This is a genomic window from Bradyrhizobium sp. NBAIM14, assembly GCF_020193895.1.
Lineage (GTDB): Bacteria > Pseudomonadota > Alphaproteobacteria > Rhizobiales > Xanthobacteraceae > Bradyrhizobium > Bradyrhizobium yuanmingense.
Window position 1 is genome coordinate 161,028 of sequence record NZ_JADYVQ010000014.1, and the last position, 25,868, is coordinate 186,895.

18 protein-coding genes and 1 riboswitch are annotated in these 25,868 nt (G+C 57.9%); of the genes, 10 read left to right on the forward strand and 8 right to left on the reverse strand.

Annotated features, from left to right (window positions below; translation table 11 throughout):
* Nucleotides 1-425 precede the first annotated feature (425 nt).
* Both I6F28_RS27075 and I6F28_RS27080 read right to left on the reverse strand, forming a co-directional pair.
* The gene (locus tag I6F28_RS27075) at nt 426-1,208 is read right to left on the reverse strand and encodes a nodulate formation efficiency C protein (RefSeq protein ID WP_225130922.1); all 783 of its coding nucleotides are present in this window, start codon (nt 1,206-1,208) and stop codon (nt 426-428) included.
* A 342-nt stretch (nt 1,209-1,550) separates the two neighbouring features.
* The gene (locus I6F28_RS27080; protein ID WP_225130920.1) at nt 1,551-1,826 is read right to left on the reverse strand and encodes a hypothetical protein; all 276 of its coding nucleotides are present in this window, start codon (nt 1,824-1,826) and stop codon (nt 1,551-1,553) included.
* Between the two features lie 411 nt (nt 1,827-2,237).
* A riboswitch (cobalamin riboswitch) is annotated at nt 2,238-2,440 on the forward strand.
* 100 nt (nt 2,441-2,540) lie between these two features.
* On the opposite strand from I6F28_RS27080, the gene metE reads away from it, so the two are divergent.
* Nucleotides 2,541-4,886 carry a 5-methyltetrahydropteroyltriglutamate--homocysteine S-methyltransferase gene (gene metE / locus I6F28_RS27085; RefSeq protein WP_225142063.1) on the forward strand — a complete coding sequence of 782 codons (2,346 nt, stop codon included), beginning with the start codon at nt 2,541-2,543 and terminating at the stop codon, nt 4,884-4,886.
* Between the two features lie 1,273 nt (nt 4,887-6,159).
* Here metE and I6F28_RS27090 read toward each other — a convergent pair.
* The 4 genes from I6F28_RS27090 to I6F28_RS27105 all read right to left on the reverse strand — a co-directional run bounded on the left by I6F28_RS27090 (nt 6,160) and on the right by I6F28_RS27105 (nt 9,888).
* A complete protein-coding gene (locus I6F28_RS27090) occupies nt 6,160-6,759 on the reverse strand; it encodes a hemerythrin domain-containing protein (RefSeq protein ID WP_225130916.1) in 600 nt (199 codons plus the stop codon).
* 1,006 nt (nt 6,760-7,765) lie between these two features.
* Entirely contained in the window at nt 7,766-8,368 is a 603-nt protein-coding gene (fixJ, locus tag I6F28_RS27095) for a response regulator FixJ (protein ID WP_225130913.1), read from the reverse strand.
* A gap of 701 nt (nt 8,369-9,069) precedes the next feature.
* Nucleotides 9,070-9,312, reverse strand: a complete 243-nt coding sequence (locus I6F28_RS27100; RefSeq protein ID WP_225130911.1) for a hypothetical protein — start codon at nt 9,310-9,312, stop codon at nt 9,070-9,072.
* Nucleotides 9,313-9,549: 237 nt separating this feature from the next.
* Nucleotides 9,550-9,888 carry a hypothetical protein gene (locus I6F28_RS27105; protein WP_225130909.1) on the reverse strand — a complete coding sequence of 113 codons (339 nt, stop codon included), beginning with the start codon at nt 9,886-9,888 and terminating at the stop codon, nt 9,550-9,552.
* A 906-nt stretch (nt 9,889-10,794) separates the two neighbouring features.
* Here I6F28_RS27105 and I6F28_RS27110 point away from each other — a divergent pair.
* Nucleotides 10,795-11,013: a hypothetical protein gene (locus I6F28_RS27110; RefSeq protein WP_225130907.1), complete on the forward strand. Its 219-nt coding sequence runs from the start codon at nt 10,795-10,797 to the stop codon at nt 11,011-11,013.
* Nucleotides 11,014-11,446: 433 nt separating this feature from the next.
* Here the strand turns inward: I6F28_RS27110 and I6F28_RS27115 are convergent, their stop codons facing one another.
* Nucleotides 11,447-11,776: a hypothetical protein gene (locus tag I6F28_RS27115; protein WP_225130906.1), complete on the reverse strand. Its 330-nt coding sequence runs from the start codon at nt 11,774-11,776 to the stop codon at nt 11,447-11,449.
* Nucleotides 11,777-12,875: 1,099 nt separating this feature from the next.
* On the opposite strand from I6F28_RS27115, the gene I6F28_RS27120 reads away from it, so the two are divergent.
* Nucleotides 12,876-13,061 (forward strand): hypothetical protein, encoded by a 186-nt coding sequence (locus tag I6F28_RS27120; protein ID WP_225130902.1) that lies wholly within the window; start codon nt 12,876-12,878, stop codon nt 13,059-13,061.
* Between the two features lie 875 nt (nt 13,062-13,936).
* Here the strand turns inward: I6F28_RS27120 and I6F28_RS27125 are convergent.
* Nucleotides 13,937-14,248 carry a MarR family transcriptional regulator gene (locus I6F28_RS27125; protein ID WP_346656752.1) on the reverse strand — a complete coding sequence of 104 codons (312 nt, stop codon included), beginning with the start codon at nt 14,246-14,248 and terminating at the stop codon, nt 13,937-13,939.
* A gap of 752 nt (nt 14,249-15,000) precedes the next feature.
* Between I6F28_RS27125 and noeE the strand changes: the two genes are divergently transcribed.
* The 7 genes from noeE to I6F28_RS27160 all read left to right on the forward strand — a co-directional run bounded on the left by noeE (nt 15,001) and on the right by I6F28_RS27160 (nt 25,814).
* Nucleotides 15,001-16,155: a nodulation protein NoeE gene (gene noeE / locus I6F28_RS27130; protein ID WP_225142064.1), complete on the forward strand. Its 1,155-nt coding sequence runs from the start codon at nt 15,001-15,003 to the stop codon at nt 16,153-16,155.
* A gap of 210 nt (nt 16,156-16,365) precedes the next feature.
* The gene (gene cysD, locus I6F28_RS27135; RefSeq protein ID WP_225131002.1) at nt 16,366-17,331 is read left to right on the forward strand and encodes a sulfate adenylyltransferase subunit CysD; all 966 of its coding nucleotides are present in this window, start codon (nt 16,366-16,368) and stop codon (nt 17,329-17,331) included.
* A complete protein-coding gene (gene cysN / locus I6F28_RS27140; RefSeq protein ID WP_225130895.1) occupies nt 17,331-19,214 on the forward strand; it encodes a sulfate adenylyltransferase subunit CysN in 1,884 nt (627 codons plus the stop codon). The genes cysD and cysN overlap by 1 nt, the downstream gene beginning before the upstream one ends.
* Nucleotides 19,215-19,804: 590 nt before the next feature.
* Nucleotides 19,805-20,149: a hypothetical protein gene (locus I6F28_RS27145; protein WP_225142065.1), complete on the forward strand. Its 345-nt coding sequence runs from the start codon at nt 19,805-19,807 to the stop codon at nt 20,147-20,149.
* A gap of 1,348 nt (nt 20,150-21,497) precedes the next feature.
* Entirely contained in the window at nt 21,498-23,909 is a 2,412-nt protein-coding gene (locus tag I6F28_RS27150; protein WP_249782088.1) for a 2-aminoethylphosphonate--pyruvate transaminase, read from the forward strand.
* 31 nt (nt 23,910-23,940) lie between these two features.
* Entirely contained in the window at nt 23,941-24,999 is a 1,059-nt protein-coding gene (gene rtxC / locus I6F28_RS27155) for a dhydrorhizobitoxine desaturase (RefSeq protein ID WP_225130889.1), read from the forward strand.
* Nucleotides 25,000-25,028: 29 nt separating this feature from the next.
* Nucleotides 25,029-25,814, forward strand: a complete 786-nt coding sequence (locus I6F28_RS27160) for a gamma-glutamyl-gamma-aminobutyrate hydrolase family protein (RefSeq protein ID WP_225130887.1) — start codon at nt 25,029-25,031, stop codon at nt 25,812-25,814.
* Nucleotides 25,815-25,868 lie beyond the last annotated feature (54 nt).

The following is a 25,868-nucleotide window of genomic DNA, read 5'->3' on the forward strand; positions in this document are numbered from 1 at the left end:
CGGCCTCGGAATGGTCACGCTCTTGCGGGTGCCAGTCAGTCGCGCGATGCGCGGTTCGCACGCCGGATCGGGCTTGGGCCCGAGGCATCTGCAGGCCCAGTCCCGTGAAGAATGGCATGGAGAGCTGGTTCTCTCGCAAATGGTGTCCTTCCACTGCGTGGGGTGCGCCGAGGTCAAGCCGCCTCTCGCAAGGCGGCACGCGCCGCTGAGCTCGACTCCTCGCAGAAAGAATCGGAGGTAATCGTGCTGCCCCATTTTCTCGATGGCCGGCTGAAGGCCGCGGGAAAGCTCGCGACTGTTCAAGGTGTAAACACCGGAGAGTTTAGAGCTGATAGTCTTGCCGTTGCTCTGAGGCGTTCGGCCCTGCAGGAGCTACGGCGCGATCTTGCTCTGCGCGATCATTTACCGAGGCCTTTAGCTCCCTTCTAATCCTCCCGTTCCTTTGGCTCCATGCGAGCGAACCAGGAGCCAGGAGGAAAAGCCGCGATACGCTTGGCAAAGGAGGATTGCGGCTCCCAATCTTGTCCTTCGCTCTTCTCGAAAGTGATGACCCCGTTGTATGTAAAATAGCGGGGCCCTGGGATATTACAGTTCACCACAAGCAAAACGCGCCACAGATCACCTTTCTCGGTCGGCTTGTCATTCTGCTTCGGCAAGTAGTCCACTCCAACAGGATCAACGATAGTGCAGCTGCCCTGCCGCAGAAGATCACCGAGCCGACCTTGCATGGTCGTCACAAAGTTGAAGTTGGCCGGGTCATGCAGAAAGCCAAGATTTGCGTCCCTTTCGCCATCCTTGACTTCACTGGCGATCAACGAGAGCGCGAAGGCGCGCCAGCCCAATTCCATTGGCTTCGCATAGGTCGACGCAAGTTCAATCGTCCCGTCGAGCGCGACCTTCCAGGTGATAACGTACTCTTCGTCTGATTTATCATCCCGGTGCCTGGTCCAAGAAACAAAAACATATTCATTTTGGTCAAGTTCAGCGACGCCCCACATCCGAGGGACGAACTGTGCCACCTTCGAGACGTTGGAGATAACTTGTTCTATTGTCTCACCGTCTTGCGCTCGCCACGTTGACTTGACTCTTTCGACAAGGGGGCTGTCGTTAGCGCGAACAGTGTTGCTCGTCGCAGCCAGCCCGGCCAGGCAGATCAGGGATCGACCGAGCCAAAGCCATAGCGCGCGTCTTCCTGACGTTTTCTTCATAACCGTCGGCCTATCCGGTCTCATCCACACGTCATTCCAGAGCAGGCAACCTTCAACCTGTTATGCGCGAGCGCAAGAAGTTAGCGGCGACGCGACGGGGCGACCACTGGTTTTCCCGTGCGAGCAGGCGCTCCCCTCTATGTCACGCGCCGCTAACTTCACTGCCACCGACAGCCTCAATTTGCTGTGCTGGACATGCCCAGCAGGAGGACTGGGCAGGCAGAGGACGTGCATTCTTCGTGCCAGATAATAGACGGCAATTCGCACCGGTTTTGTGTCCTCTTTGTCGACTTTCCGACTGGCGCATGTCTCGATGTTTCCGTTCAACCTCTCCAGCACGGCTTATGCATCCCCGTCACGCACCGGATGTTCGACGGCACAGCGGAACGCCTCGGTGCCAAGTTCCTGATGAGAAGTGGCAGCACGTTTGCCGTCATTGAACCGTGTGGTTCGGTTATCGTTGCCGGAATGTGGGCTTTTGATCGCTGCCATGCCTTCGGGCACTTTCGGCCAAGGGGCCATGGCGCGTTTGGCGCTCCTTTCGCGACGTCCGGCGCTCCGGAAGTCGAGAACAGCCTCAGTCAGGCGCGCTTTGTACTCGATGGCGAACGACGGCAAGCCGATCTTCGCCGAGCATTTGGGGTGTGGCTGGCACCGCAAATCAAACGTGCTGCCCGGGTAAGTTGTAAGTTGCTGGCTTAGCCAGGTGTCTTGGCCTATTCAACACTGATCCTGTTGGTCGAGAAGGTGGCTGGATGGCGCGCGTGCTCGAAAAACCGCTGGGAAGCTGGGACTGGCGACAAATGCGTTCTGCTCGAGGCAGCGGCCCCGACCGCGCAAGCCGCATTTGTCCTTTCCACCGATCTGGCGTGCAACCCGCGGGCAACTGCGATGCTCATTGCGGTATCGCTGATTGGAGAGCACTGCTACATCATCTCAATGCTAGAGATGCGCGGTCATTCGCGTAGCAGATGTCGCAGCATCAGCTTGAGACATGATCTGAGAGGTTGACGGAAGACTGCTCTTGCCGATAATCCAAGTCGTCGAGGTTCTCCGGTTTCCATTTGATCCGGAGCTAAGAGGGAAGCCGGTGAAAATGCCGGCGCTGCCCCCGCAACTGTGAGCGGCGAGCCGCTGTCCAACGACGTCACTGAAGCCTGCGCGGCTTCGGGAAGGCCGGACAGCAGCGATGACCTGCGAGCCAGGAGACCTGCCCCGACACTATATTCGTCCACGGGCGGGGTGTCCCGGTGGTGCGCCAAGCAGCCGTCGCACCGCGACTTCCCCTGCCTGCGTCCGCCATGGCCTTTGCCCCCAACATGGGTTAACGCTATGTCTCTTCTCTCCCTCCCTGTTGCCACGCTCGGAACGCCACGCATCGGTCCAAGGCGCGAGCTCAAAGTCGCTCTAGAAAGCTACTGGGCCGGAAAAAGCAGCGAACAGCAGCTGCTCGAGGACGCAGCTGGCCTGCGTGCCGCGAATTGGGCCCGTCAGAAATCTATCGGCGTCACGGTCATTCCATCGAACGATTTCTCGCTGTATGACCAGGTGCTCGACACAAGTGTCATGGTTGGCGCCATCCCGGAGATCTACGCCTCGAAAGCCGAATCCGTTTCGCTCAAGACATACTTCGCCATGGCCCGCGGTTCACAATGCGACGACCAGGAAGCGAGTTGCGGTCACGGACCGCGCGGATTTGGCGCACCCGCACAGGAGATGACCAAGTGGTTCGACACCAACTATCACTATATGGTCCCCGAGTTTCACAGGGGACAGACTTTCAGGCTATGCTCTCGCAAGCCGATCGAGGAGTATGAGGAAGCCAAGGCCCTTGGCTTTCAGACCCGCCCCGTCCTGATCGGGCCGGTCACATTCCTAAAGCTCGGCAAGAGTCCCGATCCCACGTTCCAGCCACTCTCACTGCTGGATGAACTGATACCGCCCTATATCGAGGTTATGCAGGAATTGGCCAAACGTGGGGCAAATTGGGTTCAGTTCGACGAGCCCAGCCTAGTTCTTGATCTGGATGAGGGGACGCGAAAATCTTTGCGACATGCCTATGACCGGCTCGCCAAGGAGGGGCCGGCGATCAAGATCATGGTTGCCAGCTATTTCGGCGACCTCGGCGACAATCTGGACACCGCCTTGAGCCTGCCAGTTGCCGGGCTGCACCTCGATCTGGTTCGAGCGCCACAGTTGTTGCACCAGATCATCGCTGGCGGCCGAAGTGATCTCGTCATGTCGCTCGGTGTCGTCGACGGTCGGAATGTATGGCGGTCGAATTTGTCGTCGCTGCGCCAGCGGCTCGAACCCGCGATTGCGAAGCTCGGCAAGGATCGTGTACAGATCGCCCCATCCTGCTCGCTGCTTCATGTGCCGGTCGATGTTGAACTCGAGACCGGGCTCGCTTCCGACGTCAAGAGCTGGCTTGCTTTCTCGGTCCAGAAGATGCGGGAGCTTGCGATCCTAGCGCGTGCACTCGCAGGCGACCAGAATGTTGCGTTAGCTCTTGCCGAGTCGGAAGGTGCCGCGACTGTCCGCCGGACTTCGCCGAAAATCCGTGATGCCAATGTCGCTGTCCGGATGAGAGCGATCGACCAGACCATGTGTCGGCGCGCGAGCCCATTTGCCCGTCGGGCCGAGATCCAAAGCAATCGATTCGGACTACCGGCTTTTCCTACCACGACGATCGGATCATTTCCGCAGACCACAGAGATCCGGAATGCCCGTGCGGCGCATGCGCGAGGTGCGATAAGCGACGAGCAATACGACAAGTTCCTCAAGGAGGAGACTGCGCGCGCCGTACGTTGGCAGGAGGACATCGGTCTTGACGTCCTCGTGCACGGCGAGTTTGAGCGCAATGACATGGTGCAGTACTTCGGCGAGCAACTCGCCGGCTTCGTATTTACCAAGAGCGGATGGGTGCAGTCCTACGGCTCGCGCTGCGTCAGGCCACCGATCCTGTTTGGCGATGTAGCACGGCCGAAGCCTATCACCGTGGACTGGTGGCGCTACGCGCAATCACTAACAAGGAAGCCGATGAAAGCGATGTTGACCGGACCGGTGACGATCTTGAACTGGTCCTTTGTTCGGGATGATATTCCCAGAAGCGAGGTCTGCCGCCAGATTGCGCTCGCGATCCGAGACGAAGTCCGCGATCTCGAGAATGCTGGTGCGACCATGATCCAGATCGACGAAGCTGCAGTCCGCGAAGGATTGCCGTTGCGTCGATCGGAGTGGGCGGCTTATCTCGACTGGGCCGTCGATTGCTTCCGCATCTGTTCATCGGGCGTCGCCGATCAAACGCAAATTCATACGCATATGTGCTACTCGGAGTTCAACGACATCATTGGTGCGATCGCTGCAATGGACGCGGATGTCATCTCGATCGAGACATCGCGCTCGAAAATGGAACTACTCGACGCGTTCAGGAACTACGAATATCCAAATCAGATCGGGCCGGGCGTGTACGACATCCACTCTCCACGCGTTCCCGAGACGAGCGAAATGAAGGAGCTGATGGTGTTGGCTCGGACGCGGCTGCAGGATTCGCAGCTCTGGATCAATCCAGACTGCGGCCTGAAGACGCGCAAATGGGAGGAGGTTCGGCCAGCGCTAGCGAACATGGTCACTGCCGCCCGCGAACTGCGCGCTGCATTCGATCCGCGAGGCCGTTGATCCGGGCTTCGGTCTCTTTTCGACAAAGCTGATCCGCTTGTGGTCATTTGCGCGGGAGCCTTAGGAACCCAAAAAAATCCCCGGCCCCGCTTAGCGGGCCGGGCGAAAGTCTGGGAGGAGCGACGCTGACGCATTCGCGCGGACTTCCATCGGCGGAGGGAGGCCAGCCGCCGGTTCGATCACGGGAGGACATTCGCCGAAAATCTGAGCCGAGTTGAAGCACAAGCTCAGCGTAGCTCAATTATGCCGTGGTATGCGACCGTATAGCCTGAGAGTTAGAATCTACACCAAGGTTTGTCGCTCATGAGCACGTCGGCACGATTACGACAGCAGCGAGGGGGCATGCCGGGCGGTCGCCGCAGGACAGCAAACTCGGTGCGCTTTCCTGCCTGGAGCCTTATGTTCGATCAGGGCGACGTAAGCCCGGCTCCATGGATCTCGCAAGCTTATCCAATGCATAAGCGGTTGCTAAATTTGAACCTTGCTTAAGGCAGTCCTTGGTCGACCGGTTCCACCCGATAGTCGGGTTTCGGCTTGGGCGCTGAGGAGCACCCTATCGGCACCGCGGCATCATCAAGCTCGTGACACCCTCCGCATGGTCCGCTCATAGATCTCAAACAGAGGTTTCTGGACCTGATTACGGAGTGTCGCCGATGCCTATGGCCGCTCCAAGGCCAATGGGAGGGCATGCTGCACGCCGCATACACGTATGTAGGATCGCGATGAAGCGGTCACGCGTCAGGAACGAGCATCATTTACGATGCGGATCCCCATAGGTTGTTGAAATCCAATTGCGCCAGAACTGGTCGTGGCGATCCACGTCCAGCGCCTTGCTGTTGGTGCTGAACGTACCCGGGACTGGCAGTGCCTCGCATTCGCGTGCAGTGAGTAGGACCGGCTGCGGCCGGATGTCTCAGAGCGTATGGGGCGGGGCTCAAGGAGTGGGAGTGCTTCGCCGCACCCGCGCGGCGGCAATCGTCCGTCCTCATCGGTCGGCGGACACGAGAGGCGTCCGTTTCGCGCGATATCACTGCGCAACTGACAGACCTGCGAGGTTTACATTGTGGTGCCGGAACCAGAGCTCAGCTAGGCTCCGCCATGCTGTTTGCGCCGGGGTCGAGGAAGCGATCACGTTGCGCAGAAGCCATTTTGGGGGGGCGGCAGCCTACGTGCCCGCGAGCACCCCCATTTTCTTTCGACAGAATGAGCATGAGGTCCACTTCCTGCTGTCAAACGGCCGCGATCAATACGGCCCGTCCGTCTCGGCGCTGTGTCACGGATTGCCGGCCTTGGCGGACGACAACGCGACCGAGCTCCGTTCGGCCTCAGCTTCTTGCTCCAATTGCAGAATATGCGCTCTTAGCGCATCGGAAGTCGCTGCCGCTGTCTCGCTGAACAGCGGATCTCCATCATTGGTGAGGGCGGAAGCGATTTCGGTCCAATCCTTAGCCGAGAGAGCCTTCAGAGCGGCGGGAAAGAAATCTCGTTCTTCCCACATCATGTGGTGCCGCTCGCGTACTATAAAGTCGCGTATGATATTGCCGACGTCTTGCCGAAAGAGGTCACGATCCGCGAGGATAGCGTCAATAGCTCGCGCGAAGTGGTGCAAACGGTCGACAACTTCCTGGTGTTCAAGCGCGAGATCGCCGACGATTGCAGCTGCCTCCGGATCGCGAGACTTGAGCTTGAAAAAAATCAAGTCTTCCTGTGGATGATGGTACACCTCGGGGTAAACCTCGAAATAGCTGATAATCGCGCGAATGACCTCATAATCGGGGCGGATCCCCTTCTCAAAAATCTCCAATTCGCGTTGAAGAGCGACCAGAAGAAGATCAATGTTGCGATGCTCTCGAAGCAGAAGATCGATGATCATTGCGGTGTTCCTGGAGGCACAATCTAGGCTGGAAGCGATTTCTGCCATTTGCAAGACTGCCCAAGCCGAATTCGGTGTCCTTCGCGGGGCTGCGATTTGTCCGCGCCATTCGACGCAAAAAGTAGCGCGCTTCAATTTGAGCTGGCGTAAATCAACTTAGCTGAAGTGTTGCACAAAGCTCCTGGGCAGTCCGTCGTTACGCAGCACGACCGCACAGCGCACGAAACCACCTGATAGAGGTATTGGGCTGCCTCGTCTTCGCGGTAGATCTCGCTATTGGGAGTGAGACGCTTCGGTCTCGGAATTATGCCAAATGGTTCACGACGATGAGGTCGCCCACGCAAGACGCTGGTCGGATGGCGTCTCGTCTCGCTAGAACTGGCGGCCTGGGCGTGCATGGCGGACCCTATCTTACCAACGTCGATTCGACGCAGATTGGCTGCTCCTGACGAATTGGAAATTTGGATGTTTTCCCTAGGTAGAAGCCCCTAAGTATTTACACGTAAGTCCATGAGCGGGGCGTGTATGGGGCGGCGCGGTCACTTGGTTGCTCAAACATGCTCAAATCGGATTACGAAGCTGCATGCTGGCTTCGTCGGTCGCGCACTGCCGTACCCCTGAAGAGCTCCAGCCAGCCGAAACGTTGTCGTCCATCGCCACTTTCGGCTCGCCGCAGGAAGTCTTGTTCGGCGCCTTGACTTTGATCCTCGTCAGCATCGGTCGGCCGCGGAGGTGACGGGGCCGATGTTGACGGCATCCTGATCGATGTACGCTGGCGTGGTGACGTGCTTGATGATCATGCGATAAGTACGCATGTGGACCGAGTTGGGGTCTAGCCCGGATCATAGGTCTCGGCTCGCGTGACATATTGACCTGGCGCAACGGCCGGCCTGGGTGTGTTGCATCGGCAGGCGTCACCGAAAACATGATCGGCTCGGTGCGCGCGAAACCCGCCGTTCGTCAGCTTGATGCATGAATAAGCCATTCACGCTATTTTGCGCTGCTGCTAGAGTCCCGCGGTAATGGCGATCCGCATCAACTCGGACATGCTGCGGACATTAGTCTTGGCCATCAGGTTCGCACGGTAAACCTCGACTGTCCGCGGACTGATGCCGAGATCATGGGCTATCACTTTGTTAATCTTGCCGGCTAATAGTCCCTGCAGGACGTCGCGTTCGCGCGACGAGAGATCCGCGAGGCGGGCTTCCGCCTGCAGTTTCGCTGCGTCGGCTGGCTTTGTTGGCCGCGCTTCCAAAGCACTATTGATCGCACGCAATAGCACCTCCTCCTCGAACGGCTTCTCGATGAAGTCGACCGCACCCGCTTTCATCGCTTCGACTGCGAGCGATACGTCGCCATGACCAGTTATTAAGAGGACGGGGCAGTCGGCGCGATCGGCTTTCACTTTTCTGACGAGTTCGAGACCGCTCATAGCCGGCAGACAGATGTCTGACACAATGCAGTCAACCGGACCGCTTGCGACGTCATTGAGAAACGCGGTCGCCGTCTCATAGGTTGCTACGTAGAAACCATTAACATCAAGCAGAAACGCGAGCGAGTCCCGCATAGCGGCGTCATCGTCGATCACGAGAATGCGCCGCCCAGTCATGTGTCTTCACTAAGCTCCGCAATCGCGCGGTGAACTGAAAGATCCTGTCGCCGCCCGGATTCCTCGTGGCTCGATGATCGTCCAGCAGATCGATAGCCCCACACCCATGCCATGCGTGTTAGACGTGACAATGGGCTGGAACCGGCCGTCGCTGATGCAGAGCAGGGTAGCGAAGCTCCCCCAGTCCGCGGCCGCGGCGAAAGCGGGAAAAACGACCGGAAGGTAGATGATCGTGCCCGTGCGGTCCTGAAGATGCGGACTAACGCCCGTCGCAGCACGAGAGCCAACGCGGCGTCTGCCGCGCCAGGCCCATAGTCGTACCTGATGTGGTCCGACATGTTTCTGGCAGGCCCTCTCATTGATCAACTCTAAATTGTTTACCACGAGAGGCCACCCCGAGGCAGTCCCGGCCTCAACTCACGCCAATCTATTGCGCAGGATGGTCGCCGCTATCCGGGCCAGATGCGCCAGTGCGTCGGCTGCACGGCGACGCGTTCTCCGGTCTTTGCCTTAATCCAGCCGTCGAAGATCCGGCGGCAAGGAAAGACCACCCGGTGAATAGTGTTACCCTCGATCACGGCAATCTCCAGATCCCGATCAAAGGGCGGCGCAGTTTCGAGCCGCTCCCAGGTCAGGTCGCCACTAGATCCTGGACGGAGTTCATCGCTGCGGGCTGACAAATTCAGGCAACCTTCTGAACACTACGGACGAGATCGCTTGGTGTGCCGCGCGAACAGGCTCAACTCGGTATAACCTAGGCGGCGCGTGCTCTCGATGGGGTCGGCCGCGGCCGGGATTTTATCGGCCGTGGCGCCGTTGAACCTATCGTGCCGGGACATGATCCGCTCGCTAACCGAAATATTAGGATTGGCGCTGCGAAACAACTCCCGGGCTTCGGTCGAATCGATCTGAATCAGCTCAAGCCCGCGGCGGTTGGTATTCATCGCTGTTCTGCAGAAGTTAAACTGGACTGCGCTGCGACGATCTGGCCGGCGCCGCGACAAATGTCGCCGTAGTCTGTCATGCCGAAACATCCTCCGTTGGTGAAAATCTCCTTGTCCCACGACGTCAGCGCGGGGCGTTGGGTTGTGATGACGTCAGCCGCGCCCTTACGAGCGAAGCGGCATCCCCAATCGAGAACGGGAAGGCGCGGGAATTTTCTTGACACCATTCGGATGGGCCTAGTTGCGCTCGGCGCTGATCATCGCGCCCGTCCGCAGGTCGATGAAGTGGACGCCATCGCACGCAGCGCAGGTTATTCTGTGCAGGTCATCGGCACGCGGTTCGGGTGCGTCCGGCAGCAGTCCTTGAACTCGGTCGCCGGTATCTGGACATGAAAAGATGATGGGGCGCCAAGTCTTTCTGTCTGCCATGTGTGTGACCTTGGACTGGAAGCTCACTTCTATCAGTAGGCAGTCGCCGCAGAATTGATACAGGTCAAAAAGAGCTGATGCGCGTCCAAAACGGCCAAGCTCGAGCGGCTGCTGCGAGCCCGACAGGCCTGCGTTGGCAGGCGACATGTCTCAACTCGGGCGATCCGCCAGGGTCCCGCGTTGGTCTGCAACACGCCAGCGTGTAGCCGAGTTGATTTGAGGCGCATCCCTCGCGATGGGCCACGACAGCATCTGTCCTCAATGCTGCGATAGCCAGCAAGCAGATAGTCAATTGATCGCTCGCTTCGCATTGTCGGCAGCCTTGCCGGCGCTGATCCCAGATAATCTTTGGCGCTGAAGTCCGGAATCTTGGCCTTATCAAACGTTGGCTGCGACAAGCCTGATCATCGGCTTTGCTGTCGGGGCGGCAGGGCGGACCGTCAGAAGGTCGGGGCGGTTCGCCTCATTGGCCCGCGATCACGTGCGCGTAGTCTCGCCGTCGATAGTCCTGGCCGCCGGCACGCCTCAGAAATGCCTCTGCCCGGTCATTGGCGCAATGACCTGGTGTTTGCGGCAATGCCTCGTGAGACCACCAAATATCGCGTGTAAGGTTCGCGGCGTCTCGAGCCTCCATATTGCCAGCGGTTGAGTATGGGAGTTCAAGGTGCAAAATTGTAACGCTCCCCCGAGATCGCGATCGATAGAGATCAATAGCCGGCATCTCGGGCGTGACGGCGCATGCTGCTCTCGATCCTCTCTTCGAGACATTCCCCAATTCATCGTCACCCCAATTTGTTGGTCGAGGGCTTGAGCAGACCAGAAGACGCTGTCCCTCGGCTCAAACAGAGTGCGATCTGCAAAGCTAGACAGATAGAGATAGCGCGGCTTGCGGGACAACAGGAGCGCGCGGGCCGCGCTGCCAAAGTCTCGACTTTATCTCGACGGAGCAGCGGACAACCAAACCTCTTGGGGGTGCTGCTTGAGGCAGATCAAATACTCTTGAGGCGCCAATGGCAGGATGGTGGATAAGCAAACCCACAAGAAGAGGGGGCCATGCCTTCATTTAACGTTCGGTTCATTAAGACCGTTTGTGACGATACCGGTCACGAACATCGTGCCTGTCAGGCAGCGTTTAAGATCGATGCCGCCTCGCTAAGTGCTGCTGCACAGCAGGCGGAGACCGATTTCTGCAAGCAAAAGAGTGTCCGCGATTGGACAGTCTTCGCCGATGTGATCGAGCTTCGAACCCCGCCTGCATTGCCGCCGGCATAGGCTGGTTAGCTTGAGTTTGGCGAGAAGTCTGCGAATTGAGTTGTGGGGTCAATCTGTAATCTAAGCGTGATCCCGGACAGGGTCGTGTCGACCGTCGATTCGAGAGAACAACTGGTGATGCTTTCGTCAATTCGGCGGGCACCCTGTTGTCTCACCACACCTAAGCGGACCTCGCTGGACGGTTTGCCGCCTGCCGTTCAATGGGGTCTGCAGCGCTCCGCCAAGCATCGTACCGGCAGGGCCATCCGGATCGAAGGACCTGCTCCCACAAGTCGGTCTTGTTTGATCCAATGTCAAAAACAAGTCTGCCTCCGGCAGCTATGGCTGTTTCGAAGGGTTAGGCTTGGTTGTCCAATCTGCACACATATCCTTGACGGTTTAGACATCTCCTCAGCCGGTTACGCGCGGGCCTGTCCCAGACATCCGAACCGGCTTAGTTGAGCTCGCAGGACATCGATGCGATCGCACGTGACCTTAGTCTGTCCGTATCCGCCTTTCGAACCATGGCGCAAAGACCGGGCTCTCCTGAACTCTTGAGCAAGCGCCTCGCACTTGGCGGTGTTTCCGAGAATGCGCTTGCTGCCGCAATCGAGACTGCGATCTGCAACGCGTGTGTGGCCTGTGTCAGACCAAAGTCCGCTGCGCCGCCGACCTCGAGAGCCAACACCATGCAAGTCCGCTCAAAGACTGCCCGAACGAACAGACCCGGCGCGATCGGTCGTGAGATATCCTCCGGCTGCTCTTTCGCGATCATCTCGCTCAATCAGTTCCTCACCGAAGATCTTGACTCCTGAGCATGCCCGCATTCAAAGAAGGCCGATACAGGACAAGCCCATCGCCGCCTCGAAATCCACGACATAGTGAAGCAGCCCTTATGTCTATATTCGCTGTTTCTGCCTACGTCTTCTTCTTTGCCGCAGCGATGGGACACGATCCGGCGTTTACGTTCTGCGTATTGCTGGCTTTCGCGCCAGCCTGGCCGCCGCCGCCGTCGTCGTCCTCAATCGCCGCTATGAACCGCCGGCGCGACTACCCCCGGCGGAGATCAAAGTTCGGCCGAACTACAACTCGGTCCGATCAAATTCGCCTCAGCGACGGCGAGGTGGCCGCTGGATAAGGGAAATCAGTCTCAAAGGGCAAGGCGTGTTGCATCCAGACGCTCAACACAAAAGAGTGCGCTCCACCTGCTCGGGCGTATATTCGTGACAAGGGCGGCAATATTCTTAAAAACGCGGATGGTCATTATCGTGTCGATCTGACGAAGCCCCGATAAGTGGATCTGTTAGCGACAATAAGGCGTGAGAAGCCTCCTGTGTTCTCGGCGATGCGGAGCACCTGAAGGAGAAGCGGGATTGCGCCATGCACCCTCAAGTGCGGCAACATCCGGAGAAAACTCGCGTAGAGTTCTTAATCGCGACTGTTGCTTCGATGTCACCAAATGTATGAACCCGCGATCTACGCTCGTGTCTGACGAGGGACGACATGTTTGATGTTTATTTGAACGGAAGGCGCGATCTTTTGGTCGTTCCGCGAGGCTTTGCGATCCCCGCGGGGTTGGACGGCAATTGGAAGCGAAAGAAGCGGGCGGTGCGTTTAGTGAGCGATGCCATTCGCCAAGATGTCCAACGGCGCGGTTACCACCGACGTAGTTTGACCTCAAATCGGTCGGAGACGGCAGTTGAGACCTCGTCACAAACGTAGCCAAGGCGGCTATCTCCGCTGACCCTTTCTTCGAAACACTATGGGCAGAAAGCATGACCGAACTTATACGCTGGCGCGAGTTCCGATGAGTGCCTCTTTTTTACGGTCGTCGCTCCGAAAAAAATGTGTTACAGGCGCTCCTCTCAGAAGGAGCATTCATCGTGAAAAAAGCAACCAAGAAACGCGTTAAGCGGCGCGAGTGGACGAAGGCAGATATCAAAGAGCTCAAAGTCCATTCGAAGGCTCGGACCCCGGTCATAAAAATAGCAAAAATGACCAAACGCAGCGAAGGTGCGCTACGCCAGAAGGCCTTAAATCTCGGAATCGGACTCGGACATCAGCGGTAATTGTGAGCAACGCTGGCTAGTGGCCGGTAGGGCGGCTCGCGGGCCGCCCTCTTTGGCCATACAGACTTTGTCGCACATTAGCGTGGCCGACCCGCGCTGAGAGAAGTTTTCAGGCACGTACTGGATGCCTTCAATGTCGCGGAACGTGCTCCAGCGCTTTGATCAAGTTTCTTGGAAGGCGGTTTCGACAGCCGCTTGCGATGTATGATCGCGAGTGAAGAGATAGTCTTAGCCATAGCCCTGTCTCGAAGATAAAACCCCAAGACACTCGACCCCGGAACGCATGCGATGGTGCCACTACGCCCAGTCCTACGCGCGTTAGTTCGAGAAGCTGACCAGTCTCAGAGGAACTCCTGTAGGGGCCGAATCTAGCATCCGTTCGGCCAGCAGCTTCTTCAGCTTCGGCGAGGCAGTCTTGGCCGCGCTGGGCCGAACACATCGGCTGATCGCTTTAGCGAAATGGAAACAACTCGCGAATGGGGCATCCTCGAAGCTCGTGCCAGACTAAAGTTTGGGCGTAAGCGAACCTCGCCGAGCCTGTTGGCTAGCTCGAGCTCCGAGGCAATATGGCGCGCTCAACAGCAATTGAAAAAGCGCTCTGTTAGCTTGATAGATGGCGGCGGGGCGGTTAGGTCCTGAACCCGTCATCACCTGAGCGCCCTAGGCGTTGTGAACGGACCACAACCATCTTCGACCGCGCTGCTTCAAGACATATTCGAAGGATGGGAGACTCATGTTAGCGAGCTCCATTTCTGACGGTCGTGCGTTTGATCTTCTGAACGCCAGAGCGGGCCCTTTCCAGGCGAAGCCTCACTGTAGCAGCCTTGGCAATGAACTCGCTTGATCGGTCAACGCCGCTTTCATCAAAAGCGAGCTCACCAGGACTGCCTGTCGTGGCTCCAAAGTCGGAGATGCTTGCGCGTTTTGGCCGTCAGCGACATCTGCCCGATCCGGGCATCGTCTGCGGAGGACTTATGCCGCAGCAAACCGTTTTTCTCTAGCAGCTTTGAGTGGGTTGTCACGAAGGAGGGGTCGACGAGCATCAATCGTGACACCAGGTTGACCGGTACACGCATTTCTTTGCCCAAATAGTTCACAGCCATCAGGATCGTCCACCGTGGCCGAGTGATGCCCAGCACATATAATTTGGCAAGTTCTTCGACGCACGAATCGATCTGATCTCCCACATAAATGACCGGACAATCTCGTCTCCGTCAGTAGAGATGCGGCCAAGCGCGCTTGCTGGATCAGGTAGATCCGGAGGCATCTTAAGTCAGGTTCCATCGTTTACAAGTCTCCTTGCGCCGATTAAGGGAGGGGCAACTCTCCAGGAGCAGGAAAATCAATTACTTGGTATAACTCGGAAGGATGGGCTGGCGAACAACAGGCTGGCCGGACTATGGAGTGTCTTGGCGGACCATGGGCAGCATTCACGGTTGCGTCGGCAGCGATGCGCGCTGACAAGATTGCTGCACCTTGCCACGTGAGATGTCCGTGACATGGTCTGCTTCTTTGCTGAGCTCGCCGAGCTGTCCGCTCTTTTGCCAAACTTCTTTGGTGTATGCCGAGCATCAGCGAGGTTGCATGTCGCATTTACGTCTTCAATACCTCAGCAAGAGGAAGCTGTGATCATACGTAATAACCTTCCCATGTGCCGTGGGCGGTCTTCGGCAAACGTCTGTATAGTTCGTTCCAACCTTCCCATATCCGCAATCAATCTTCGTGTAATTGAGCTGGCTCGTGACTTCGTTTCAACTGTCGAGTAATCGAGGACGCGATTGCGGTGTCTTTCTGTATCCAGCCGATCGATCGAACTGAACGGTTCTCAAGTCATGAGTGGCAGACAAAATTCTGGTCGTTTTAGCGCTTTGCGGCTGGCTTTCTGTCGATCAAGCGAGCGCCGACAGGGTTCGCTTTTCAAGGACGGGGCGTCTGAACGATGAGCGGACGTTTTGGCCGTTCGCCTGCGGTGTGCTTTCTCCTCGGTCTTCCACGATCCGGGACGACACTCCTGGCGCATTTGCTGCAGCACCATCCAGACATTGTGGCTCCGCCTGAACCCTGGTTGATGTTGGCGGTTGAAGCATTTGGCAGGGTGGATCAGCGCCATCCGGCGGGTGGCTCGCTGATTGAGGCCGCGACCTCTGAATTCTTGGGTCGGATAGATAGCACGATCCCTAGCCGCGCTTTTGCCGATGCAGCCTATGATCAGTATCTGGCACAAGCGGGCAAGCGCATCATCCTAGACAAGACACCACGCTATTGGATGGCGCTTGAGTTTCTTGAATCTGTCTATCCAGAGGCGCCACACATCCTTCTAATGCGCAATCCCTATGCCATCGCGGCTTCACTGAAATCGACGTGGGGGGTCCCACTGCGGGCAGAAAGCTCGCATCCGGTCAGCGTCTCCAGTCTCGTCGATCTCATGCTCCGTCTGCCCGACGGCATCATAACGTCACTCGCCGATTTGGTTCTGGGCCTTCCCAAGCTCGCCGCCCACCGCACTCGCCCGCGCACACAGTTCGTGCAATACGAACTGTTCGTGGCGCATCCGGACGAGGAAATCCGGCGTCTGTTGAGGGGCCTCGGCTGTGATCCAGCGGCCGTCGCATCGGCGGGGATGAGACAAGCAGATTATCTTCGATCGAGTAGCTTCGGAGACCGAAAAATCTTGGAACGAAACGCCGTCGACCAAAGCTCTGTCAAGGCATGGCAATCTCAATTGAGCGTCGAAGAGATGCAAACCGTGACTGATCTGGTCGGCGCCGAGCTTCTGCTAGAACTCGGATATGAGCAGGAACTGGTACATGCACAGCAAGCCGGAGTCCTGGATAGGGGAGGGGAGGTAACTGAACTTTATCGTCAGGTATTCCGAACCTGGTGGGATTTGCGAAGCTCCAAGGCGGGAGCATTATCCGGCCCACCTCACGCTGGAGAGCCGGTCCACACGATGGCTGCCCAGTTGCAACAGACGCTGTTGGCGTCAGAAGCTGATCGAGCTGCGGGGCTGGATGGCATTCGCAACAGCGAAGCGGCTATCGAGATGCTGCGAGGCGAAGTCGCGCGGCTTGAGCGGATCCTCAATATCCGCTAACGGATCTGAATGCTTGCGAATAAAACACGCTGGCTGATTTAGCCATTATCCTTAACCCGCACGAGCTGATCTCCCGATCAGGTGTGACCCAGGCGCCGACCGCACCAGCGGCGGAATGCGATATGCTCCCGCGTCTGCAAGTCTCCTCTCCAGTGGGGCTTGAGCTCATCGACGAGCCATGCGTCTTGGCCAGCCGTTTCCGCCGCGGATATTCCCACTCTAGGCTGGAGCCATAGAACGGCGAAGAACAGAGATCCTGCATCGAAAAGAAGGCACATGCTACCGAAACATCTGCGCCGCCTCGAAGCTGAATCGATTGAAATCATGCGTGATGTGGTCGCCGAGTTCAAAAGGCCGGTCATGCTTTACTCGATCGGAAAAGACTCAAGCGTAATGCTGCACATTGCAATCAAGGCGTTCTATCCGGCAAAATTGCCGTTTCCCCTGCTTCACGTTGACACGACCTGGAAGTTCCGCGAGATGATCAGCTTCCGGGACGCGACAGCCAGGCGGCTCGGCCTCGACCTGATCGTCCATGTCAACAAGGAGGGCCTCGCGCGCGGGATCAATCCGATCGATTCCGGCTCCGCGCTCCATACCCAGGTGATGAAGACCGACGCGCTGAAGCAGGCGCTCGACCTCCACGGATTTGATGCTGCCTTTGGCGGAGCGCGGCGCGATGAGGAAAAGAGTCGCGCAAAAGAACGGATACTCTCCTTCCGTTCGGCCGGACACGTATGGGACCCCCGTAATCAGCGGCCGGAGCTCTGGAACCTGTTCAACACACGGATCCGCCAGGGCGAAACCATGCGCGTGTTTGCGATGTCAAACTGGACCGAGCTCGAGGTGTGGGAATACATCATGCTCGAGAAGATTCCGGTGGTTCCGCTCTACTTCGCGAACCAAAGACCGATAGTGCGTCGAAATGGTGCGATGATCATGGTCGATGACCAGCGATTGCCGCTTAACGGCGACGAGACGCCGGAAATGCGCATGATCCGCTTTCGCACGCTTGGATGTTATCCTTTGAGCGGAGCTATTGAATCCGATGCGACGACGATCGAAGATATCGTCGCGGAAATGCAGACTACGACTGTGTCGGAGCGCCAGGGACGCCTAATTGATGCCGACGAAGCCGCTTCAATGGAGAAGAAGAAGCGGGAAGGCTACTTTTGATGTTTACGAATCCGGCAACAGAACTGGTCCCGGCCAGGACGAAGGATCAGCTGCGATTCATCACATGTGGCTCGGTGGACGACGGCAAATCGACGCTGATCGGCCGATTGCTGCACGACAGCAAGATGATCTACCACGATCAGCTCACGGCGCTGGAACGCGACAGCATCAAGCATGGTAGCACCGGCAATGACATCGACTTCGCGCTGCTCGTGGACGGGCTGGAGGCCGAACGGGAGCAGGGCATCACAATCGATGTCGCCTACCGCTTCTTCACGACGCCGCGGCGCTCCTTCATGGTGGCCGACACTCCCGGCCACGAGCAGTATACCCGCAATATGGCTACCGGCGCCTCGCATGCCCAGCTCGCCATCATCCTGATCGATGCCCGCAAAGGCGTGATGGTTCAGACCCGCCGCCACTCCTTTATCTGCTCGCTGCTCGGTATTCGCCATGTCGTGCTGGCAGTGAACAAGATCGATCTTGTGGCATATAACAAGGAGTGCTTCGATCGGATCGCCCGTGACTATCTGGCCTTTGCCGCCGGTCTCAGCTTCACCTCGATTGTTCCGATCCCGATCTCGGCCCGCTACGGCGACAACGTCGTGGACCGCTCCGCTCATGCCAACTGGTATCATGGTCCCTGCCTGCTCGAGCATTTGGAGAGCATTGACATCCAGTCCGGCACCGCAAGCCAGGCTTTCCGCTTTCCGGTCCAATGGGTAAACCGGCCAAACCCGGATTTTCGGGGCTATGCCGGGTCGGTGGCTTCCGGGAGGATCTCGACAGGAGACGAGATCGTTGTCGCTGCGTCGGGGCGGACCACGCGCGTCAAGCGGATCGTGACCCACGATGGTGACCTCGTCGCCGCCGAAGCCGGGGATGCGGTTACCATTACACTGGAAGACGAAATCGATATCAGTCGTGGCGACATTCTGTCGCGACCGGACGACCGACCGAAGGTGGCCGACCAGCTTGCTGCTTATGTGATCTGGATGGACAAGGAGCCGCTCGCTCCCGGACGCAATTACGTCCTGCGGATTGGATCGCAGACGATTTCTGGCAGCATTACCACAATTAGGCATCGAATCGACGTCAACACTTGTGAGCATCTGGCCGCCGGGACGCTTTCCCTCAACGAGATCGCCTTCTGCGATGTTGTGACCGCAACGCCCGCCGTATTCGATCCTTACGACCTCAATCGAAAGACCGGATCATTTATCGTCATCGATCGTTACACGAATCGTACGGTCGGGGCCGGCATGATTGCCTTTCCGCTACGGCGGGCCACCAATATTGCTAGGCAAGCGCTATCCGTGGACAGGAGGGAGCGCGCCGCGCTCAAGAATCAGAAGCCTTGCGTCATCTGGTTCACTGGCTTGTCTGGCGCGGGAAAGTCGACGATTGCCAACCTTGTTGATCAAAAGCTGTTTGCGATGTCGCGGCATACCATGCTGCTGGATGGCGACAACCTCCGGCACGGATTGAACGCGGACCTCGGTTTCTCGGAGACGGATCGCGTGGCGAACATCCGGCGTGTCGGCGAAGTTGCCAAGTTGATGGCGGACAGCGGCTTGATCGTGATCTGCTCGTTCATCTCGCCCACTAGGGCCGAACGGGACAGGGTGCGCAGCCTGGTTGGCAAGGATGAGTTCATAGAAGTCTTTGTCGATACGCCGCTCGAGGAATGCGCGCGGCGAGACCCAAAAGGCCTGTATTCAAAGGTGAGATCCGGCAAGATCAAGAACTTCACCGGGATCGATTCGTGCTACGAAGCACCAACGACACCGGAGGTTCATCTCAGGACCATGGAGCAGACCCTAGAGCATTCAGCGGAAGCGGTAGTGGATGTCTTGATGGCGCGGTCAATTCTTGATGGTTAGAGGTCCCTCGCGTCGCACCATCGATTCGCACGATATCCCGCAAGCCGGCCAAGGCGATCCAGCTCTGGCGAGCCTGCGATCGGACTTTTGGCTCTAAAGGAACAAAATGGTCGCACCCACTCGTCGATTGCCCGCTTCCGGTTATGTGCTCGAAGTGGATGGCCAACTCAAAACCGAGTACGCGAGCAGAGATGGAGCATGGGCGGGAGCGGAGGAGCTCAAGAAACGCCGTCCCATGCTCCAGATCAGAATCTACGATGTGACAACAAAGTCCAGAGAGGAAGTCCGACTTCCAGTAAGTTGACTTTTCGCTTGGCGCTTCTTGCTGCGCGTACGGCCAGCGACACGCCGAGCTCCCGTTAAAGCCGAGCCGGACAGCGTCTCGGCCGGCTTCGATCTCTCGCGCAGTATGAGGGGCCTCGGTTTCCGGGCTTGGCCGCATCCGGCGAGCGGGCACTTGTTTTCAGGACCCGAATTTGGCAGTCGACCACGACTCCCTCCTGTCGCGGCCATGCCGGCTTTCGGCAAGCTTGCTTCGGTGGCCCGCCGCTCGACGGCGGACAACGCCTGCCTACACCCGCGCCTTGGCATTGCGAGACAAAGCAGCCGCGAACCTTAGCCATCCCGTGCTGCGCTACGGACTTCCGCGCTTCGGGTTCTGCTCCGTACCGCCTGCCGTCGTTGATCGTCATGAAGGCGGCCATGGCGCGGCCGAAATGGCAAGGGAGCTCATCCATGGCAAGCGACAAGGACGATCTCTTGATGATCTGCTCTGGTCAACCGTCAACCTGTTCGACCGCGCGGTAGACCGCGTCGAACGCGAGCTCGCCATCAACGAGCAGGCGCTGCAGAGGGGCCAACGCGAGCAGAACGGCTGCGAGATGCGATCCGTCGAATCAGAGCGCCTTACCGCCGAGGTACTTGCGCTCCATTGAGTGTTGGACGCGATGGAACTCCTTTCACTTTGGGCCTTACGATTTGGACCAGCCCGTCAACCGCGGCACGCTCGCCACGGCGATGATCGTTCGTGAGACTTTCTCGCCACGAAGCGGAGTGCAGGCCCGAGAGATGCTGCCAGCCTAACGATCGCGCTCACAGAGGGACACGTGCCACTCATCTGGAGTCGAGTCGACCTGGTCCTAGCAAAGCAGGACGACAGGTTCTGCGTCACGGCGCCTCGCCGAAAGGTCGAACTGTTCGTTGCTAAAGCGACAGCAATCGCAAGGTCGCTCAGATTACCTTCAAGCCGGATTCGACCACAGCCTGCCAAGGGCGCTTCATTCAGCGCAACGACACCTGACAGCGGCGGTCATGTGCGACGAGGCGTACACTTTCCAGGTGCCAGCTATCCAGGAGGATCTCGGCGGCATGGCGGAGAAGCTCGGTACCTCCATCTGCGGTATGGCGAGGAATACGTGAACGGAAAGGCTGGCCATCCTTACCTGCTGGTATGCGGCCGCAGGCGGAATGCCGAATGTCCTGATGTCGAACTCTCAAAATACTTCAGCTCGCTGTGAACCTCCGCACTCCGCTGCCTACGTCGGCTTGTCGCCGCCAGATGGGAGTACGTCAGGAAAAAAATCTCACGAGAAAATCCCCGGAGAGGGTTGAAACGCCCCTAACGTCAAGTTGTACGATCTCGAAATGGACAGCGACAGTCATCAGCGTCCCAAACCTCCAACGAGCTACGAAGTGCGAATGCATCAAGTCTCAAGCCCATGCATCAGACTCCCGCTGCCTGCGACGTCATCAAGTGTGCCATGCCTTAATCTGCATCCCGGCGCGATGATCCGGCTGCATCGCTTTCCTAATGTCAGGTTTGCCTGAATGACGCAGGTTCGCACGTAAGTCGGTCGGTCGACCTGCCGCTTCGCGACGCAAGAAGGCGACCGCGCTCACGCCTGCGCATGCGTGATGGCTAGATGACAGCGCGCGTCGCCGCCGGTTGCGTTCGAGGGCGCGGTCGCAAGGCCAATATCTTGGAGGTGATGAATGGTATCGGTGAGCAGCTTTGTGAAAGATCGCTCTGCATCTGCGATGAGATGTGGAGGTTGTCATCCGGCAGGGTTTCGGACACAGACGCGAAGCGCGCCCGCAATCTATGGGCATCTGACCCGAAGCTGTTGAACGGAGGAAGTCGACACTCGCCACAGGGGCTCCCTGGTGGGGTGGGCGTACTCCAGGTCTATTGAAGAATACAACTTGAGGAGGAATGGTTTGATAAGACAGCGCTCTTTGCTGACGCCTGGTCCATTGTCGTTATCGCTGGCGGTCAGGAGCCAGATGCAGCTTGATCTCGCATCGCGCGATTGCGAGTTCAAGGAAGTGACCGCCTGCATGAGGCGGCTGATGCTCAACTTGCTGGGAAATGCTGACGACTATTCGGTCGTGCCTATTCAGGGAGGGGGCTCCTTTGCGATGGAGGCCGCTCTCTCTTCATTTGTGTCCCGAGCCCACAGGCCGCTCGTTTGCATAAACGGCATCTATGGCGAGCGTATTTTGCAAATCTTGCGGCTGTGGGGCGTCGAAGCACTGAAGCTTGTGAAGCGAGCGACCGATCCTTTGGATCCTCAAGAAATTGGCGAGCATCTGAGCCGAAATCCTGGCGTTACGCACCTGTGCTTCGTGCATTGTGAGACGACAACCGGAATCGTCAATCCGCTGGACGCGATCGTGGAGGAGGCGAGAAGACGTGGCGTAAAGACCATCGTCGATGGGATGAGTTCCTTCGGCGGCCTTAATATCGACCTGAGCCAGCGTGGACCTGACGTCCTGGTCACGTCGAGCAACAAGTGCATAGAAGGGCCGCCGGGAGTGGCGTTTGTCATCGCGTCCCGCGAGCTGCTGGAGAATGCGGTTCAAGAACCGAGGTCGTTTGTCCTCGACGTGAGAGATCAATGGCTCTCGCTCGAGCGCACCGGTGAGTGGCGGTCGACCCCTCCCACCCACATCGTTCAGGCAACGACAAAGGCCCTGAAGATTCTGCACGAGGAGGGCATCGATGCCAGACGCTGCAGGTACGAAAAGGTCAGGGACGATCTCGTCAAGGAACTCGAAGGACTGGTGTCTCCGCTGCTGTCCGCGGACTTGCAGTCGCCGGTCTGCGTCGCGTTCAGTGCGCCGTCGGGAATCGTGGACCAGGCAGGATTCGATGGGCTTTATCGCCACTTGGCGGCCCACAACCTTTACATCTACTCAAAGCTGCATCTTGCCACGCGGAGTTTTCGCGTCGGTTGCATTGGGGAAATCCAATCCAGCTGGATCGAGCAGTTGGGGTGCGCTTTTCGTACATATTTCCGGTCCGGTCAGGCTCGGTTAGCAAAGCCGATGTCGGGCCAAGAGGCATGCGGGGCTCGCATAAAGATGCCGGCTCGAGTGGCTGGGGACCCGCGGCTGCCGTTTTCGGCCGAGACTGCTGTTCTGCATGCGGGCTATCGGCGAGACCCGGCGACGAAAGCCGTCGCAGTGCCGATTTACCAGAATACGGCTTATGAACTCGATGGCGATCTCAACCACATCGCTGACGTCTACAACGTCAAGGCCGATGGGTTCACCTACACAAGGATCATCAATCCAACGACCCGCGCGCTGGAAAGGCGCTACGCCGCCGTCGATATGGGGAGCGACTCGCTCGCCGTTGCGTCAGGTCAAGCAGCGACGTTCCTTGCGATCGTCAACCTGTCAAGTGGCGAAGTGGGGGACAATGTCGTCGCCTCTCCGTATCTATATGGCAATACCTGGAACCTGCTCCACAACACATTAAAGCGTCTTGGGATCAGCGTGAGGACGGCCGATCCTCGAAAGCCCGAGACATTTGAACGTGCCATTGATGATCGCACGATATGCCTGTTCGGAGAGGTGATTTCGAATCCTTGTCTGATTCCGCTCCCCGTCAAACAGCTGGCCGAGATCGGCCGAAAGTACGGCGTGCCTTTGGTCGTGGACAATACGACGACGCCACTGGTATGCCGGCCGTCAGATCTCGGCGCTGCTATTACGACGTACTCCGCAACGAAATATATATGCGGCCACGGTACGACGCTCGGTGGACTGATCGTTGACAACGGCGAGTTTAGCTACCGGGGAGCCTCTCGCTTTCCCTTGTTCAACCGTCCCGACGATGCGCATGGCGGAGTTGTTTGGCATAATGCGGTGCGCGATGTCGACGATCTTGGAAGGAGCGAGTTTCTTCTCAAGGCTCGCATGACCTGGTTGCGCGATACCGGCGCAGCCATCGCCCCGTTTGCGAGCTTTCAACTGATCCAAGGGCTTGAAACGCTGCCACTTCGCATGAAGCAGCACTGCGCGAATGCCAGGATCGTGGCCGACGTTCTCAAGGAGCATCCAAAAGTGCGCCGTGTCTTCTACCCCGGGCTCTTCGAAGGCGCCGATCGGGAAACCGTTGAACAGACACTCAATGCTGCATACGGACACGGGGCGATGGTCATGTTCGAGGTGGAGGACGAACAAGCCGGGCGCAAGTTCATCCAGAACGTCGACTTGATGTATCACGTTTCGAATGTAGGCGATGCCCGCACGCTCGTGACCCATCCTGTCTCGACGACCCACACCACCGTCCCGCGGGAAAAGCGCGAAGCCGCCGGCATATTTGGCGGCTCGATCCGGCTTTGCGTCGGCATCGAAGATGTCAACGACATCCTGCGCGATCTGGACAAGGCGCTTTCCGCAATCTGACAACCTGCAAGGCGATCAGGAGGAGGTTCTCATGAATCAGGCAGACGCTTGGAAATTGAGGTCATCACGCTATGAGGCCGTTCAATTCAGCCGAGAAATCAATAAGCAGCTCTCCGAGCTCAGGCCCGACAACATAACGGGAGCGGCTTATATTGCCAAAGATTACGCTGTCATCACAGCGTGTACGCTCGCGACTGTGTCGGTCTCATGGTGGCTCTACCCGCTGGCCGTCCTTCTGATTGGCGCCTATCAGCGCGGATTGACAACCATTGCTCATGATGCGGCTCACCGCACGCTCGCGAAGAACACGACCTGGAACTACGTCCTGGGCATTCTGTTCGCTTCCTATCCCTTGTTCCAGCGCCACTGGGCCTACCGGATCTCGCACGTCTATTTGCATCATCCCTATCTCGGAGATCCGGACAAGGATCCCGACCTGAAGTTCTTTCTGGCCAGCGGCGTTTACAACGTGCAGCCTCCGGAGCGGTACGCTTTCAACATGATCTGGAAGCCGATCTTCGGCGGCGCGACAGTAGCGTATCTGAAGTATCTTTGGGCCAATCGATTTTCGATCACAGATGTCGAGGAGCAGAGCCGCTCAGGCATACTTATCGACAAGTATGGCTTCTATCTCTTCTGGATCAGCATCCTGGCCGGGTCATATGCTGTTGGGCTGCTCCATATCGTCGTCCTGTTTTGGATCGTGCCCTATCTCACCACGTTTCAGGTCCTCGGATGGTTTATCGAGCTAGCCGAGCACTCACCTATGTGCGAAACCGAGACGCAGAACGTCTATCTCACCAGGAATCGGAAAGGAAACTTCCTCGAACGAGCCATCCTCGGACAGAATCTGGATGAGTACCACCTTGAGCATCATCTTTCGCCGGGCATCCCGTTTTGGCTGTTGCGCAAAGCTCAGAAAATCCGAATGCAGGATCCGAACTATGCGAAGGTTGCCGCGACCTGGGGTGGTCTCTTTGTCAAGGGACCTCAAGGTCAACCTAGCGTCATAGGTCAGTTAAAAGAGCGAAATCGACGCTTGTATGAGCAGGCCGTTGCCGAGGTTCGCGCGCGAGGGCAGCTCGCGTGACGTTTCTACGGCCAGAGAGCACCCGAGCCGTGGTCGGCGTCACTTCGAACCGTCTTCTGGTCGATGGTGTGCATCGCGACTGGTTGCGGCGCAAGTACTTGCAGGCACTCCATCGTCATGCGGGAGTGGCTTGCGTCATATTGCCGACGATCGACGCCGAAGATGCGAGGGAGGAGATCGCCCCGGCGATCATGCGCCGGCTCGACGGCTTAGTGTTGACAGGTGATGAATCGAACATCGACCCCGCCGTCCTGAGAGCGCCTGCGTCCTTGACGCAGGCTGATCGGCAGGACGTTGAGCTTGGGATCCTTGACCGTCCGCGGGACAGGCTCTCTGCCGTAACTATAGAGAGCGCCATCGCGCTCGGAATGCCTATTCTGGGCATCTGCCGTGGGCTTCAGGAACTCAACGTCTATTTCGGCGGCACGCTCCGCTCATCGCTTGCGGAGTGGAAGCCGGAAAGTGGCGCGATGCATGCCGAGAAGCCAGATCGTCCAAGAGACCGTCAGTACGACGCCGCGCACACCGTCAGGATATGCTCCGATGGCGCGCTCTTTCCAATCGCGCGGACGATCGAAGCGCAAGTCAACTCGCTGCACAATCAAGGCATCGAGGCGCTTGCCCCGGCGCTGAGGCGCGAGGCGTGGGCGCCTGACGGTTTGGTCGAGGCGGCTTCGGTCATTGGCGCCCCGACGCTCCAAATCGGTGTGCAATGGCACCCCGAATGGCACGTCTCAACCGATCTCCTCAGCAAGCAACTGTTCAAGGCATTTGGAGAGGCGTGTGTTGGGTACTACCGAACTAAGAAGAACTAGAGGCAGGTTGTGACATTTCAAACCAAACGTGGTCCGTGCACGTCGAAAGGACAC